13 protein-coding genes are annotated in these 16,217 nt (G+C 68.8%); 10 read left to right on the plus strand and 3 right to left on the minus strand.

Annotated features, from left to right (window positions below; genetic code table 11):
* The first annotated feature begins 9 nt into the window (after positions 1–9).
* The 7 genes from MKK84_RS13675 to MKK84_RS13705 all read left to right on the plus strand — a co-directional run bounded on the left by MKK84_RS13675 (position 10) and on the right by MKK84_RS13705 (position 10,740).
* Positions 10–1,872 carry a glycoside hydrolase family 15 protein gene (locus MKK84_RS13675; RefSeq protein ID WP_243920472.1) on the plus strand — a complete coding sequence of 621 codons (1,863 nt, stop codon included), beginning with the start codon at positions 10–12 and terminating at the stop codon, positions 1,870–1,872.
* Between the two features lie 23 nt (positions 1,873–1,895).
* Positions 1,896–3,971 (plus strand): transketolase, encoded by a 2,076-nt coding sequence (gene tkt, locus MKK84_RS13680; protein WP_243920474.1) that lies wholly within the window; start codon positions 1,896–1,898, stop codon positions 3,969–3,971.
* A 168-nt stretch (positions 3,972–4,139) separates the two neighbouring features.
* Positions 4,140–6,986: a bifunctional transaldolase/phosoglucose isomerase gene (locus MKK84_RS13685; RefSeq protein ID WP_243920476.1), complete on the plus strand. Its 2,847-nt coding sequence runs from the start codon at positions 4,140–4,142 to the stop codon at positions 6,984–6,986.
* Between the two features lie 173 nt (positions 6,987–7,159).
* On the plus strand, positions 7,160–8,137 hold the full coding sequence (gene gnd / locus MKK84_RS13690; protein ID WP_243920478.1) for a phosphogluconate dehydrogenase (NAD(+)-dependent, decarboxylating): 978 nt from the start codon (positions 7,160–7,162) through the stop codon (positions 8,135–8,137).
* Positions 8,138–8,146: 9 nt separating this feature from the next.
* Positions 8,147–8,872, plus strand: coding sequence for a 6-phosphogluconolactonase (gene pgl, locus MKK84_RS13695; protein WP_243920480.1), 726 nt, complete (start codon positions 8,147–8,149; stop codon positions 8,870–8,872).
* A gap of 103 nt (positions 8,873–8,975) precedes the next feature.
* A complete protein-coding gene (locus tag MKK84_RS13700; RefSeq protein WP_243920482.1) occupies positions 8,976–10,034 on the plus strand; it encodes an HD-GYP domain-containing protein in 1,059 nt (352 codons plus the stop codon).
* Positions 10,035–10,218: 184 nt separating this feature from the next.
* Positions 10,219–10,740, plus strand: a complete 522-nt coding sequence (locus MKK84_RS13705) for a cysteine dioxygenase family protein (RefSeq protein ID WP_243920484.1) — start codon at positions 10,219–10,221, stop codon at positions 10,738–10,740.
* 15 nt (positions 10,741–10,755) lie between these two features.
* On the opposite strand, the gene MKK84_RS13710 is transcribed toward MKK84_RS13705, so the two are convergent.
* Positions 10,756–11,217 (minus strand): Lrp/AsnC family transcriptional regulator, encoded by a 462-nt coding sequence (locus MKK84_RS13710; RefSeq protein WP_091719498.1) that lies wholly within the window; start codon positions 11,215–11,217, stop codon positions 10,756–10,758.
* Positions 11,218–11,250: 33 nt separating this feature from the next.
* On the minus strand, positions 11,251–12,375 hold the full coding sequence (locus MKK84_RS13715; RefSeq protein WP_243920487.1) for a 2'-deoxycytidine 5'-triphosphate deaminase: 1,125 nt from the start codon (positions 12,373–12,375) through the stop codon (positions 11,251–11,253).
* A 272-nt stretch (positions 12,376–12,647) separates the two neighbouring features.
* On the opposite strand from MKK84_RS13715, the gene apaG reads away from it, so the two are divergent.
* Genes apaG through speG form a run of 3 tightly spaced genes read left to right on the plus strand, consistent with a single transcriptional unit; the run spans position 12,648 to position 14,807 of the window.
* Positions 12,648–13,040, plus strand: a complete 393-nt coding sequence (gene apaG / locus MKK84_RS13720) for a Co2+/Mg2+ efflux protein ApaG (protein WP_243920488.1) — start codon at positions 12,648–12,650, stop codon at positions 13,038–13,040.
* A gap of 34 nt (positions 13,041–13,074) precedes the next feature.
* A complete protein-coding gene (gene argE / locus MKK84_RS13725; protein ID WP_243920489.1) occupies positions 13,075–14,244 on the plus strand; it encodes an acetylornithine deacetylase in 1,170 nt (389 codons plus the stop codon).
* Positions 14,245–14,258: 14 nt separating this feature from the next.
* Positions 14,259–14,807 carry a spermidine N1-acetyltransferase gene (gene speG / locus MKK84_RS13730; RefSeq protein ID WP_267355999.1) on the plus strand — a complete coding sequence of 183 codons (549 nt, stop codon included), beginning with the start codon at positions 14,259–14,261 and terminating at the stop codon, positions 14,805–14,807.
* A 38-nt stretch (positions 14,808–14,845) separates the two neighbouring features.
* Here speG and MKK84_RS13735 read toward each other — a convergent pair whose 3' ends face one another.
* A complete protein-coding gene (locus MKK84_RS13735; protein ID WP_243920491.1) occupies positions 14,846–16,081 on the minus strand; it encodes a hypothetical protein in 1,236 nt (411 codons plus the stop codon).
* Between the last annotated feature and the right edge of the window lie 136 nt (positions 16,082–16,217).

Genomic DNA, 16,217 nt, shown 5'->3' on the forward strand with positions numbered 1-16,217 from the left:
CGGGGCCGCATGGCTGCACGCATCGAAGATTACGCGCTCGTCGGCGATTGTCGCAGCGCGGCGCTGATCAGCCGACTGGGCAGCGTCGACTGGCTGTGCTGGCCGCGCTTCGATGCGGCTGCCCTGTTCACCAGCCTGCTCGGGACCGAGGCGCACGGTTTCTGGAAGATCTTCCCGGAGGCGGAGCACGTCGAGACCCATTGGGCCTACCGGCCGGGTAGCCTCGTGCTGGAGACGCGGCACATCACCCGGCAGGGCGAGGTTCTGGTCACCGACTTCATGCCGGTCGGCGACGGATCGCATCTCGTGCGGCTCGTGGAGGGTGTCCACGGCCGCGTCGCCATGCGGATGGAGATGGCGGTCCGGTTCGATTACGGCTCGGCGGTGCCCTGGGTGTCTCGCTCGGAACTCGGCGACCTGCGCGCCGTCTCCGGCCCCCACAAGGTCGTATTGCGCACCGACGTCCATGTGAAAGGGTCGGATGCGCAGACCACCCTGGCCGAATTCACCGTCCAGGCCGGCGACAAGCACCGCTTCGTCCTGAGCTACGGCCCGTCCCATGAGGACGACCCGGTGGCGATCGAGCCCCGCAAGGCCCTGGACGCCACGGACCAGCATTGGCGCGAATGGTCGAGCCGTGCCGCCGGTGGGACCGCCTGGGATCGGATTCTGCAGCGCTCGCTTCTGACCCTGAAGGCCCTGATCTACGAGCCGACCGGCGGCATCGTGGCTGCGCCCACCGCCTCCCTGCCGGAGGGGCTCGGCGGCGAGCGCAACTGGGATTATCGGTTCTGCTGGCTGCGCGATTCGACGCTGACGCTGATCGCCCTGATGGATGGCGGCTATATCGACGAGGCGGCCGCCTGGCTCGGCTGGCTCCAGCGGGCCGTCGCCGGGAACCCCGAGCAGGCGCACATCCTGTATGGAATCGGCGGCGAGCGGCTGCTGCCCGAGATCGAACTCGACTGGCTGCCCGGCTACGAGAATTCGAAGCCCGTGCGGATCGGCAACGCTGCAGCCAGCCAGTTTCAGCTCGATGTCTACGGCGAGTTGTTCGACGCGCTCTATCAGGCCCATGCCCGCGGCCTGCCGGTAAGCGAAGACGGGCTGCGCGTCGGCCTCGCGATCCTCGGACACCTGGAGAAGGCTTGGCGTCAGCCCGATGAGGGCATCTGGGAGGTGCGCGGAGGCCCGCGCCACTTCACACACTCGAAGGTGATGGCCTGGGTCGCGTTCGACCGGGCGCTACGCATGCACGAAATGCACGAAACGGGCGCCACCGAGGAGCACGCGAAGCGCTGGCGCACGGTCCGGGACACCATTCACGCCGAGGTCTGCGAGAAGGGGTTCGATCCCGAACTCAACAGCTTCGTCCAGTCCTACGGCGCGAAGGCGCTGGACGCGAGCCTGCTGCTGATCGCCCATACCGGCTTCCTGCCGCAGGACGATCCCCGGGTGGTCGGCACCGTGGAGGCGATCGGCAAGGGCCTGATGCGGGACGGCTTCATCCTGCGCTACGAGACCGAGGGCCAGACCACCGACGGCCTCTCGGGCAACGAGGGGGCTTTCCTGCCCTGCACGTTCTGGTACGCCGACAACCTGATCGGCCTCGGCCGGAGGGACGAGGCGCGGGCGATCATCGAGCGCCTGATCGGCATCTGCACCGATCTCGGCCTCGTCAGCGAGGAATACGACGTGCAAGCCAAGCGCCTTGTGGGTAACTTCCCCCAGGCCTTCACCCACGTGGCGCTCGTCAACACGCTCCTCAGCTATACGCGCGGCGAAGGGCCGGCGGATCGACAGGGTGGTAAGGGCAACGGAGCTCCCCCCGCCGTCCTGCGGCGGCGCGAAGCCGACAAGCGGCACGCGTAAGGCGAACTGGAAGACGTAAAACCATGAGCGGTGCTGACACTCCCGCCAAGGCGGCCCTCGCTGAGATCGACACGCTCAGCATCAACACAATCCGCACGCTCGCGATCGACGCGGTGCAGAAGGCCAATTCCGGCCATGCCGGAGCGCCGATGGGCCTTGCGCCGGTGGCCTACACCCTGTGGAACCACTACCTGCGCTACGATCCGGCGCATCCGCACTGGCCGAACCGCGACCGGTTCGTGCTGTCCTGCGGCCACGCCTCGATGCTGCTCTATGGGCTGCTGCATCTGGCAGGCGTCGCCGAGAGCGACGGCGGCAATGCCCCGGCGGTCACGCTGGAAGACATCAAGAAATTCCGGCAGCTCGACAGCCGGACGCCGGGCCATCCGGAATACCACTTCACCACCGGCGTCGAGACCACCACGGGACCGCTCGGCCAGGGCGTGGCCAACTCGGTCGGCATGGCGATGGGCAGCCGCTATCTCGGCCAGCACCTGAACCGGCCCGGTCTGCCGCTGTTCGACTACAACGTCTACGCGATCTGCTCGGATGGCGACCTGATGGAGGGCGTGGCCTCCGAGGCCGCCTCGCTCGCCGGCCATCTGCGGCTCGGCAACCTCTGCTGGATCTACGACGACAACACCATCACCATCGAAGGCCACACCGAACTCGCCTTCGGCGAGGAGGTCGCGACCCGGTTCCTGGCCTATGGCTGGCAGGTGCTGCGCGTCGCCGACGCCAACGACGTGCCGACGCTCGCGGGCTCTATTGAGGCGTTCCTGGCCACCAACGATCGGCCGACGCTGATCATCGTCAAGTCGGTGATCGGCTACGGCGCGCCGAACAAGCAGGGCACCCCGAAGGCCCACTCGGACGCGCTCGGCCCAGACGAGGTGAAGGGCGCCAAGCGCGCCTATGGCTGGCCGGAGGATGCCCAGTTCCTCGTGCCCGATGGGGTCGAGGAGAATTTCCGCGATGGCATCGGCATGCGGGGTGCCGCACTCTACGCTACGTGGCAGGATCTGCTCGGCAAGGCGAAGGAGGCCGATGCCGACCACGCCGAGGACCTGAACGCCCTGCTGGAGGGCCGCCTGCCGGAGGGCTGGGACCGGGACATCCCCGTCTTCGAGCCCGACGCCAAGGGTCTCGCAACGCGCGAATCCTCCGGCAAGGTGCTGAACGCCATCGCCCAGCATGTGCCGTTCCTGCTCGGCGGCTCGGCGGATCTGGCGCCGTCCAACAAGTCGAACCTGACTTTCGACGGCGCCGGCTCGCTCGGCCCGTTCTCGCCGGGCGGCCGCAACCTGCATTTCGGCGTCCGCGAGCACGCCATGGGCTCGATCGTGAACGGGCTCGGCCTCTCGGGGCTCAGGGCCTACGGCGCGACCTTCCTGGTCTTCGCCGATTACATGCGCCCGCCGATCCGGCTCGCCGCACTCATGGAGCTGCCGGTCTTCCACATCTTCACCCACGATTCGATTGGCGTGGGCGAGGACGGGCCGACCCACCAGCCGGTGGAGCAGCTCCTGTCGCTGCGTTGCATTCCCGGGCTCATCACCCTGCGCCCGGCCGACGCCAACGAGGTGGCCGAAGCCTACCGGGTGATCTTCTCGTCGAAGAACCAGCCGGTGGTGCTCGCCCTCTCCCGCCAGCCGCTGCCGACGCTCGACCGCACGAAGTTCGGCGCGGCTTCGGGAACCGCGAAGGGGGGCTACGTGCTGGCCGATTGCGAGGGCACGCCCGACGTGATCCTGTTGGGCGCCGGATCCGAGGTGCAGCTCTGCGTCGGTGCCTACGAGGCGCTGATTGCGGACGGCGTGAAGGCCCGGGTGGTGTCGATGCCGTCCTGGGAGCTGTTCGAGCGGCAGGATCAAGCCTATCGCGACTCGGTTCTGCCGCCCGCCGTGAAGGCGCGGGTGGCGGTCGAGCAGGGCAGCGTGATCGGCTGGGACCGCTATGCCGGCTCCGAGGGCGCGATCATCGGCATGCACACGTTCGGAGCGTCTGCGCCGATCAAGGATCTCCAGACCAAGTTCGGCTTTACCCCCGAGAAGGTGCTGGAGGCGGCGAAGGCCCAGGTAGCCAAGCACAAGAAGTAGGCCAACGGCTTTCCGCCTCCCCCTTGCGGGGAGGGGTCAGGGGTGGGGGTGGCGCAGGATCGAGCGCTCGGGTGCCTTCTGCACCACCCCCACCTCCCACTCCTTTCCGCAAGGGGAAGGAGAGCGCGTTCCGGGTCCGGGACGCGGCACGCGAGACGAGGAACCGACATGAACGCGCTCAAGGCCCTGCACGACGAACAGGATCAAGCGGTCTGGCTCGATTTCGTGGCCCGGGGCTTCATCGAGAAGGGTGAACTCAAGCAGCTCGTGGAGCGCGACGGCCTGCGCGGCGTCACCTCCAATCCGTCGATCTTCGAGAAGGCGATCGGCCACTCGGACGAGTACGATGCGAGCATCAAGGCCGTGCAGGAGACCGGCGACAGCCGGGTCATCGACCTTTACGAGGGCTTGGCCATCGCCGACATCCAGGCCGCCGCCGACGTGCTGCGCCCGGTCTACGAGGCGAGTGATGGCGCCGACGGCTACGTCAGCCTGGAGGTCTCGCCCTATCTCGCCCTCGACACCGAGGAGACGCTGGTTGAGGCGCGGCGGCTGCACAAGGCGGTTTCCCGCGACAATCTGATGGTGAAGGTGCCGGCTACGCCGGAGGGTATCCCGGCGATCCGGCAGCTCACCAGCGAGGGCATCTCGATCAACGTCACCCTGCTGTTCTCGCAGGAGGCCTACGGGGCGGTGGCGCGCGCCTTCATCGACGGTCTCGACGAGCGCGCCAAGGCTGGCCACGACGTCTCACGGATCGCCAGCGTGGCGAGCTTCTTCATCAGCCGCATCGACGTGCTGGTCGACAAACTGCTGGACGAGAAGATCGCCCAGGCCAACGACCCGGACGAGAAGATCGCCCTGGAGCAGCTCAAGGGCAAGGTGGCGATCGCCAACGCCAAGCTCGCCTACCAGCGCTACCGGTCGATCTTCGCAGAGCCGAAGTGGACTGCGCTGGCTGAGAAGGGCGCCAAGGCGCAGCGGCTTCTCTGGGCGTCCACGGGCGTGAAGAACAAGGCCTATTCCGACGTGCTCTACGTCGAGGAGCTGATCGGCCCGAACACCGTCAACACCATGCCGCCGGCCACCATGGACGCGTTCCGCGACCACGGCGTCGTACGGGCGACCATCGAGGAGGACGTGCCGGGCGCCGAGGCCGTGATGGCGCGCCTCGCCCGCACCGGCATCGATATCGAAACGATCGCCGAGCAGCTGGTGCGGGAGGGCGTCCAGCTGTTCATCGACGCGGCCGACAATCTGCTCGGCGCCGTGGCGGGCAAGCGCGCGGCGCTGCTCGGTCATCGCCTCGATGGTCAGAGCCTCGCGCTCGACGCGACGCTGGCGAACGAGGCGAAGAAGACCGCCGAAACCTGGCGCGCCAGCGGCGCGATCCGCCGGCTCTGGGCGGGCGATGCCACGGTCTGGTCCGGCCAGGACGAAGCGAGCTGGCTCGGCTGGTTGCACATCGTCGAGGAAGAGCTTGAGAAGGCCGCCGACTACGCCGCGTTCTCAGATTGGGTGAAGGCCCAGGGCTTCACCGATGCGGTGGTGCTGGGCATGGGCGGATCGAGCCTCGGCCCGGAAGTTCTGAGCCTGACCTACGGCCAGCGCGAGGGCTTTCCGAAGCTGCAGATCCTCGATTCGACCCATCCCGATCAGGTGCGTGCCCTGGAGGCGAGCATTGACCTAAAGCGGACGCTGTTCATCGTCGCCTCGAAGTCCGGCTCGACGCTGGAGCCCAACGTGTTTCGCGACTACTTCCTGGGCCGCGCCAAGGACGTGCTCGGCGAAAAGGACGGCGAACACTTCGTGGCTGTCACGGATCCGGGCTCCGATATGGAGCGCGCCGCCAAGGCGGATGGGTTCAAAAACATCTTCTACGGCATGAAGCAGATCGGCGGGCGCTACTCGGTGCTCTCGGCCTTCGGGCTGGTGCCGGCCGCTGCGATGGGCCTCGACGTGAAGGCGATGCTGGAGACCGCCCGCATCATGGTCCGCTCCTGCGGGCCGGTGGTCCCCCCGGCCGTGAACCCCGGCGTCCTGCTCGGCACCGCCTTGGGTGCGGCGGCGCTCGCAGGGCGGGACAAGGTGACGGTCATCGCGTCGCCCGCGATCGACAGCTTCGGCGCCTGGGCCGAGCAGCTGATCGCGGAATCGACCGGCAAGCAGGGCAAGGGCTTGGTGCCGGTGGACGGGGAGCCCGTCGGTGTTCCGGCGGTCTACGGCCACGACCGGTTCTTCCTCTACCTGCGCCTCGACGGCGGGGCCGAGGTGGCACAGGACGAGGCCCTGCGCGCCCTGGAGCGCGACGGGCACCCGATCGCCCGGATCACCCTCGATTCCATCGAGCAGCTGCCGCAGGAGTTCTACCGCTTGGAGATGGCGACTGCGGTGGCGGGTGGTGTGCTCGGCATCAACCCGTTCGATCAGCCGGATGTCGAGGCCAGCAAGGTCGAGACCAAGAAGCTGTTCGCCGAGGCCGAGGCCAGCGGGTCCCTGCCCTCCGAGACGCCGCTGTTCGCGGACGATACGATCGCCCTCTACGCCGATCCGAAGAACGCCGAGGGGCTGAAGCAGGCCGCGGAGGGGCTGGACGCGGCGCTGAAGGCGCAGGTCGCCCGGCTCAAGGACGGGGATTACCTCGCCCTCCTTGCCTACGTGCCGCGCGACGAACGGACGGCCGGAATCCTACAGGAAGCGCGGATCGCCATCCGGGATGCCCGGAAGGTCGCGACCTGCCTGGAATTCGGGCCGCGGTTCCTGCACTCCACCGGCCAGGCCTACAAGGGCGGGCCGGATACTGGCGTGTTCCTGCAGATCACCGCCGATCCGTCGCAGGACCTGCCGATCCCCGGCCGGAAGCTCGGCTTCACCACCGTCGTGGCCGCGCAGGCACGGGGCGATTTCGCGGTGCTGGCCGAGCGCGGCCGACGGGCGCTTCGGGTCCATATCAAGGGCGATCTCGAGACCGGCCTGAAGCGCATCGCGGCGGCGCTCAAGGCCGCGGTGGCGTAGGCACCCTTCTCTCCTCCCCGGCGATCCCGGGCTTGCCCGGGATCGCTCAAGCCTGCGGGGAGGAGCCGAAGGTGGGGGTGGCGCAGAATAGGACGCGCCGCTCGATCCTGATCCACCCCCAATCCCTGACCCCTCCCCGAAAGGGGGGAGGGGAAATCCGGAGGAGAGCAGCGATGCAACTCGGCATGATCGGCCTCGGCCGGATGGGCGGCAACATCGTCCGGCGCCTGCTGCGCGACGGGCACACAGCCGTGGTGTTCGATCAGAACCCGGAGGCCGTCGCGGCTCTGGTCGAGGCTGGCGCCGTCGGCGCGTCGAGCCTGGAGGATCTGGTCGCCAAGCTCGAAGCGCCGCGCGCCGCCTGGGTCATGCTGCCGGCGGGTGCGATCACCGAGCAGGCCGTCGAGACGCTCACGGGCCTCATGGAGTCGGGCGATTGCATCATCGACGGCGGCAACTCCTTCTATGGCGATGATGTCCGCCGCGGCCGCGCGCTGAAGCAGAAGGGCCTGCACTATGTCGATGTCGGCACGTCAGGCGGTGTCTGGGGCCTCGATCGCGGCTACTGCATGATGATCGGCGGCGATAAAGGGACCGTCGACCGCCTCGACCCGATCTTCAAGACGCTTGCCCCCGGCATCGGCGACATCCCGAAGACCCCGAACCGCGAGGGGCGCGATCCGCGCGCCGAGCAGGGCTACATCCATGCCGGGCCGACCGGCGCCGGCCACTTCGTCAAGATGGTTCATAACGGCATCGAGTACGGGCTGATGCAGGCCTATGCCGAGGGGTTCGACATCCTCCGCCATGCCAATTCGGAGGGTCTGCCGGAGGAGCGCCGCTTCGACCTCGACCTGGGCGACATCGCCGAGGTCTGGCGCCGCGGCAGCGTCGTCTCCTCTTGGCTCCTCGACCTGACCGCCCAGGCGCTCGCCGGTGACGAGCAACTCTCCGACTTCTCCGGCCACGTCGACGATTCCGGCGAGGGTCGCTGGACCATCAACGCCGCCATCGAGGAGGGTGTACCGGCGACCGTGCTGTCCGCCGCCCTGTACCGCCGCTTCCGCTCGCGTGAGCACGAGAGCTACGCCGACAAGCTGCTCTCGGCGATGCGCAAGGGCTTTGGCGGACACCAGGAGCCGAAGAAGTAGGGGCGCCCGATGAGCCTTCCCGCCGGTACCCATGTCCTGACGGACTCGCAGGCCGTCGCCCGCGAGGCGGCCGAGCGGCTGATCGTGGCCTGCGGCGAGAATCAGTCTGAGCGCATCGCGATCTGCCTCTCCGGCGGATCGACGCCGAAGGTGCTGTACGGCCTCCTGGCCGGTCCGGACTACGCCAGTAGGGTCCCGTGGCAGCGGATCCACTGGTTCTTCGGTGACGACCGGGTCGTCCCCTGGGACGACGCGCGCAGCAATGTCCGCATGGTCCGGGAGGCGTTCGGCCACGGCGCCACGATCCCGCCGACGCATCTGCACTTCATTCCCTCGGATGCGGGTGCCGAGTCCGGCGCCCACGCCTACGAGCGCACGCTGTTGGATTTCTACGGGGCCGACAGGCTCGATCCCGCCCGTCCCCTGTTCGACCTCGTGCTCCTCGGTCTCGGCGAGGACGGGCACACCGCCTCGCTGTTTCCCGGCAAGCCGGCCGTGGCGGAGACGGAACGGTTGGTGGCGCCGGTGCCCGAGGCCGGGCTCGCGCCGTTCGTGCCGCGCATCACCCTGACGTTTCCGGCGTTGGCCTCGTCTCGGCACGTGCTGTTTCTCGTGACCGGCGCGGGAAAGCGTGCGGCGTTGGCCCGTCTTGCCGCCGGCGAGGACCTGCCGGCAGGCCGCGTCACCAGCGCGGGCGAGATCGCGTGGGTGCTCGACGCGGCGGCGGCTGGCTGAACCCGGGTCGTTACGATCTGGCAAGGCTGGCGCGCTAGCCTGTACCGGTCAGAGGCGTCGCGCCCATCATGGGGTGGCGCCGGCCCTTGCGAAGCCGGGTGAGATGCACGCGGGCACCCTCGTCCTCTTCACCGACCAGCAACCGGTCCGCTCCGATTTCCTGGGCGCGCTTCAGGGGATCGCCCCCTGTATGGTGCTAGGCGCGTCCGAGACTCCGCCCCCCGGCCCGTATCGCGCGCTCGTGGTCGATCTCGACCTGTTGCAGCCCTCGCCGCTGACCGGCCTGCGGGCCCTCATCGCGAACGCACCCGGGCTGCCGCGTGTGTTTCTGATGCGCAGCATGGGGCAGCGCAGCCTGTCGGCGGCCCGGGGGCTGGGAGCGTGCCTCTGCCTGCCCGCCGAGACGCCGGTCGACACCATCGTGGCAGCCCTTCGGACCCAGATCGGTTCGGCGGAGCCGCAGCGACCGAAGGGCGGCCTATCCCCCGTCGCCTGGGCCGCCGATGCGACGGGCGCAGTCATCGCCGATCTGCTCTATGCCGCCCGCAGATCGGGGGCTGTCGATGCCGCGCGGATCGACGAGGGCCTGGAACCGGTGATCGAGGCGGTCGGCGTCGGCGGCCTCTCGTCCTGGTTGGCGACCGTTCGAGCTTACGACGACGCCACGTACCAGCATTGCCTCCTCGTGACGGGCCTCGCGGCGGCCTTCGCGCTCGATCTCGGCTTCTCGGTCGCGGACCGCCAGCAGCTCGTGCGCGCCGCCCTGGTCCACGATGTCGGCAAAGCCCGGATCCCTCTGGCGATCCTGAACAAGCCGGGCCCGCTGGACACGCACGAGCGGGCCGTGATGCGCGAGCACGCGGCCGTCGGCCACGCGATCCTGGTCCAGGCCGGCGGGTTCGACGAGCCCGTGCTCACCGTGGTCCGCCATCATCACGAGATGCTCGACGGTTCGGGCTATCCCGACGGGCTGCGGGGCGAGGCTATTCCCGACATCGTCCGGCTAATCACGATCTGCGACGTCTACGCGGCCCTGGTCGAGCGCCGCCCCTACCGGGCGCCCCTTCCGGCGGTCGCCGCCATGGGGATCCTTCGGGGCATGGAGGGCAAGCTGGACCCAATCCTGGTTCAAGCCTTTGCGCGTGCGGTCGACGGGTCCTGATCGATCGGCGAGCGCCTGTCTTCGCGTGCGCGGTTGCACGGCGCAATGAGTTTTCTCCAAAGCCACGAATTGGGCAATCCCGTTGCCCACTCACAAGCCGATCAAGTCAACAACGCAAACACGCGTGGGAGCGTCCGCGATACGATAGCCATCGCTGCAATGGCCGCAGCGAAGGAGATCTGACATGGCGCATTCGGTCACCTCCGCCGAGGTCGCAGCGATGATGGCGGATCTTGCGGTGTCGGCCCGCCATACGCCGGAGACCTATCTCGCTGCCGCGCGGAACACGCTGCTGCGGCTTCTGTCCCGGCCGGAATTGCTCGATCCGTCCCGCCTCGTTGGCCGGGGCGAGGGCCTCAGCCGCAATCTGCTGTTCGGCACAGAGACGATCAGCGTGTGGGCCATGGTGTGGGCGCCCGGCACGGTGACGCCGGTGCACGATCATCACTGCTCGTGCTGCTTCGGGCTGCTGCGCGGTTCGCTGCGCGAGACGTGGTATCGGCCGATCAGCGACACGCATGCGGTCGCGACCCTGGACACCGTCCGCCAGCCCGGCTTCGTCGCCTGCATGATGCCCTCTGGGCCGAACCTGCATCGGATCGCCAATGACGGGCCGGAGGCTGCGGTCTCGATTCACGTCTACGGCTACGATCACCGGGCCCAGGATTCTTCGATCCACCGGACCTACGAAATCGCGGCGGGCTGAAACGCCGCTTCGGCCTTACGCCACGTAGAGGGTCGGGACGGCGGTCGTGTACTTCATCTCCTCCATGGCGATGGAGGAGGACAGGTTCGAAAACTCGAGCTTGGCGATGAGCCGCTGATAGACCGCGTCATAGGCCTCGATGTCGGGCACGACGATGCGCAGCAGGTAATCGATCTCGCCGGTGAGGCGCCACGCCTCGACGATCTCCGGGAAGTCGGCCACGATCCTGCGGAACGCCTCGGACCAGTCGGCGGCGTGGCGCGGGGCCTTCACGGCAACGAACACCGTCGTCGGGACGTTGACCTTCCGCCGGTCGACCAGCGCGACCCGGCCGCGGATCACCCCGGACGCCTCCAGCTTCTTCACCCGGCGCCAGCACGGCGCCGCACTGACGCCGACCCGCTCGGCGAGTTCGGCCACGGGCAGCGTCGCGTCCTGCTGGAGGATATCCAGGATCTTCCGGTCCACCGCGTCCATGCGATCCAGGCTCCTGTCCGGCGGGTCCCGGGGCTACAGGACGAAGTGCTTCGAGAGCTTGAGCCCCTGCGCCTGATAGTTCGATCCGGCGCCCGCGCCGTAGAGGGTCTCCGGCACGTCGAGCATGCGCTCGTAGACAAGGCGGCCGACGATTTGGCCATCCTCCAGCAGGAACGGCACGTCGCGCGAGCGCACCTCCAGCACGGCGCGTGCCCCCGCGCCCCCTGCCCCGGCATAGCCGAAGCCCGGATCGAAGAAGCCCGCGTAATGGACCCGGAACTCGCCGACCAGCGGATCGAACGGCACCATCTCGGCGGCGTGGTCCGGCGGGACCTGCACGGCCTCCTTCGAGGCCAGGATGTAGAACTGCCCGGGATCGAGGATGAGGCTGCCCGATCCGTCGGCCGCCAGCGGCTCCCAGAAGTCGGCCGCGCGGTGGCGCCCGGGGGCGTCGACATCCACGAGCCCGGTGTGGCGCTTCGCCCGGTAGCCGATCAGCCCGTCGAACCCGGCGAGGTCGACCGAGACCGCCACGCCCCCCTGGAGGGACGGATTGCCCACATCGACCAGGGCCGAGCGGGCGTGGAGCAGCCCGAGTTCGGCCTCGTTCAGCCGCGGCGCCCCGCGGCGGAAGCGGATCTGGGATAGGCGCGAGCCGGTGCGGACCAGGACCGGGAAGGTGCGTGGCGAGATCTCGGCGTAGAGCGGGCCGTCATAACCGGGCTCGACCTGATCGAAGGCCTCGCCCCGATCGGTGATCACGCGGGTGAACACATCGATGCGCCCGGTGGAGCTCTTCGGATTGGCCGCCGCTGCGAGATCGCCGGGCAGCGCCAGACGCTCCTGTAACTCCGCGATGTAGACGCAGCCGGTCTCGAGAACCGCGCCCGGCCGCAGGTCGATCGTGTGCAGGGCCAGGCGTTCGACGCAGGCTTGCACCGTGCGGCCGGCCCCCGGCAGGAAGCTCGTGCGCACCCGGTAGGCGGTGTCGCCGAGGCGCAGGTCGATGCTGGCCGGCTGAATCTGATCGGCCGCGAACGGGCTGCCGGTGCGAATCCCGCCCGCCCGCGCCAGCGCCGCGATAGCCTGAGCCGGCAGGATGCCGCTGCGGCTGCCGGCGCCCGCATGGGGCCCGTCCGTGGCTGCACCCGCTGTCATCGCGCCCGTACCTCTCTTGCGCGCCGCCGGCCGGTCCGCGTCCGCCTTCGTTTTCCTCCGGGACTGGCTAACGCGGCCTTAACCGTTTCCTCCGTCGGCCCAGCGCAGCCGAGAAAGGATAGGCCGACGCAGCGGACCGGTGCGCGCTTCGTGACCGCGCGAGGTAGTCCGCCGCAATTGACGGGGATTCCACAGCCAACTACCACCGCGCAGGAAGCGCGTTTCATTCTGCTTCGCGAATCGTACCGTCCGCAAGAGGGCCAAATAGGGCGATGTACAAGGCCGAGACGCGGGGAATTAGTGTCACCGTCCAGTCTCGCTTCGTCGAAGAGGAATCTTCGCCGGGTGAGAGCCGCTATTTCTTTGCCTATACGGTCGAGATCGTGAACAACGGCAGCGAGCAGGTCCAGCTCCGCTCGCGCCACTGGCGCATCATCGACGGGCACGGCTCCTGCCAGGAGGTGCGCGGCACCGGCGTGGTCGGCAAGCAGCCCGTGCTGGAGCCAGGCGAGTCCTTCTGCTACACCAGCGGCTGCCCGCTCAACACGCCCGACGGGTTGATGGCCGGCAGCTACACCATGGCGACGGTGGCCGGCGAGAGCTTCGAGGCTGAGATCCCCGCCTTCTCCCTTGATAGCCCGCACGTCCGCCGCAGCCTTCATTGAGGCCCCGGTCTGGGGCCTCGCCCCGGAGGAACCCATGCCTGCGACCGGCGAGCGGCTGAGCCCGCTCGACATGCTGGCCCGCCTCGTGTCGTTCGACACCGAGAGCGACAAGTCCAACCTCGCCCTGATCGATTCGGTCTGCGCCTACCTGGACGGGTGGGGCGTGCCGTACCTGCGCCTGCCGAACGCCGCCGGCGACAAGGCGGCAATCCTCGCCACGATCGGCCCGATGGTCGACGGCGGCGTGGTCCTCTCCGGCCATACCGATGTGGTGCCGGTGGTGGGGCAGGCCTGGAGCACCGACCCGTTCACCCTGCGCGTCGCCGACGGCCGGGCCTACGGGCGGGGCGCCGTCGACATGAAGGGTTTCGACGCCCTGGCGCTCGCCCTGGTACCCGACATGCTGGCGGCTGACCTGAAACGGCCGATCCACATCCTGCTCTCCTACGACGAGGAGACGACCTGCCTCGGCTCGATGGACGGGATCGCCCGCTTCGGTGCCGATCTGCCCCGGCCGGGCGCCGTGATCGTCGGCGAGCCCACCGGCATGGAGGTGGCGGACGCGCATAAGAGCATCGTGACCTGCCTCACCACCGTGCATGGCCGCGAGGCGCATTCGGCCCGTCCTGCTTTGGGGGCCAATGCCGTGTCGGCCGCCTGCGAGTTGGTGGCCGGCCTCAACCGGATCGCCGACCTGATGATCGAGCGGGGTGACGCCTCCGGCCGGTTCGATCCGGCCGCCACCACGGTCCATGTGGGGACGATCCAGGGCGGGACTGCCCGCAACATCATCGCCAAGGAATGCCGCTTCCACTGGGAGTATCGCGGCCTGCCGGACCTCGACCCGGCCGAGATCCCACGGCTCTTTGCCCAAGAGGTGGAGCGGGTGACCCGGGAACGGCTCAACCGCTACGGCGATTTCGGGCGGATCGAGACGCTGGAGGAGGTCGATATTCCGGGCCTCGCCCCCGATCCAGGCTCGGCGGCGGAGCGCCTGTGCCTGCGGCTCGCCGGGCGCAATCGCACCGTGGCGGTACCCTACGCCACCGAGGCCGGCCAGTTCCAGGCGGCCGGGCTTCCGACCGTGGTCTGCGGCCCCGGCGACATCGCCCAGGCGCACCAGCCCGACGAGTTCATCACCCTGGACGCCCTCGGCCAGGGCGAGCGTTTCCTGCGCGACCTGATCGGAGCCTGCGCGTCATGAAGGCGCTCACCGACATCACCATCAAGCTGCGGCCGCTGGAGCGGGAGGACCTGCGCTTCGTCCACCAGCTCAACAACAACGACAGCATCATGCGCTACTGGTTCGAGGAGGCCTACGAGTCCTTCGCCGAACTGCAGCAGCTCTACGAGCGCAACATCCACAATCAGGGCGAGCGCCGCTTCATCGTGGCCGATCCGACCGGTGAGCCGGCCGGGCTGATCGAGTTGGTGGAGATCAACCACCTGCACCGGCGCTGCGAGTTCCAGATCGCGATCCATCCGGGCTTCCAGGGCCGGGGCTACGCGTGGCAGGCGACCCGGATCGCCATGGACTACGCGTTCAGCGTGCTCAACATTCACAAGCTCTACCTGCACGTCGATCGCGAGAACGCCCGGGCCGTGCGTATCTACGAGCGCTGCGGCTTCCAATCCGAGGGGGTGCTCAAGGACGAGTTCTTCGTGAACGGCCGCTATCGCGATGCCGTGCGGATGTGCCTGTTCCAGCCCGACTACCTGAGGGCTCGCGGCGGCGGCGATATCGCGGAACCCGTATTGAAGGTCTAAGGGAGGGGCTCGGAAAGCCCCTCCCCCGGATCCATCGCTTAGTTGCGCCCGGCACCCGGCTGACCGCCGGTCCGGCTGCCACCCTGGACGCCGCCCATGTTGCCACCGCCGGTGGCATTGCCCTGCATGCCGCCGCGCTCACCGCCCGTCCGACCACCCTCGGCGCCGGACTTCATGCCGCCCTGCGCATTGCCGCGGTCGGAGGCGTTGCGGATACCGTCCCGCTGGTTTCCGCGCATCTCGCTGTTGCGCATGCCGTCGTTCCGGCGATTGCGATCAGCATTACGCTCCATGCCCTGCTCGTTCCCGCGATCCGCCCGTCCGACGTTTCGACCGTTGTCGCGACCCTCGGTCCGCGAGGCGTTGCGGATGCTGTCCCGATCCCGCTCGCCGCGATTGTCGAACCGGGCGCCCGCGCGCTGCTCGGAGCGGAAGCTCGCGCTGACGGCAGTCCCGCCGCTCAGGCGCCGATACTCCGCGGAGCCATAACGGACTCGCTGGCCGCGAATCGTCACGAAGCGCTCCTCCTGCACCGTGACGAGGCGGCGATACTCGGGGGAGCCGTAGAGAACCCGCTGGCCCCGAACCACCACGTAGCGCGCGCGGGTGCCGGTCTCGCGGACGCTGACGAGGCGGCGATACTCCGGCGAGCCGTACACGACGCGCTGACCGCGGATGACGACGAAGCGCTCCCGCGGGCCGCGATTCTCAGTAACGATGAGTCGGCGGTACTCGGGTGAACCGTACACGACCCGGCGGCCGCCGATGAACACGAAACGGCCCTCGCGGCGGAAGCCGCCCTCGACCCGCTCCGAGCGCACGTCGGTCCGGCTGCCGACTTCGGTGCGCGCGCGGACATCGACACGGTCGCCCCGGCGATCGCCGCGCTCGGCGCGGGCGCCGTCGCGTTCCCCACCGGCATTCCGGTCGGCGGTCCGGCCGTCATTGCGGTCGCCGCGTTCGGTGCCGGCTCGATCGCCGCGGCTGCCCTGCTCGCGGCCCTGTGCTGCGCGACCCTCGTCGCCGGGTCCACGGGTTCGCTCGGCCTGCCCCGGGCCGGCGTTCCGGTCGGCGGCAGCTTGGCTGCCCTGCATCCCGCCGCGCTCGGCCCCGCCCATCCGGTCGCCCCCGGCGCCGGACTTCATGCTCGACTCAGCGCCGCCTGGATTCCCGCGGCCGGCCGTTCCAGGTCCGCGCTCGGCGCCGCCCTGTTGCTGCGCGTAGACCGAGGTGCTCATCAGCAGCGCGGCCAAACCGATCGACACTCTCCGCATGGCGTTCCTCCAATGTTGAATCTGCCACGCAACGTCGAAGGTCCGAAAACGGTTCTGGCCAAGTCTAAGAAAATTTCGCGCAACGAATACCTATATTCAGACGTTTCGCGAGGTAAGCTTGACCATTGAGAGGCCA

The sequence above is a fragment of the Methylobacterium sp. E-065 genome (genome assembly GCF_022829605.1).
Classification (GTDB): Bacteria; Pseudomonadota; Alphaproteobacteria; order Rhizobiales; family Beijerinckiaceae; genus Methylobacterium.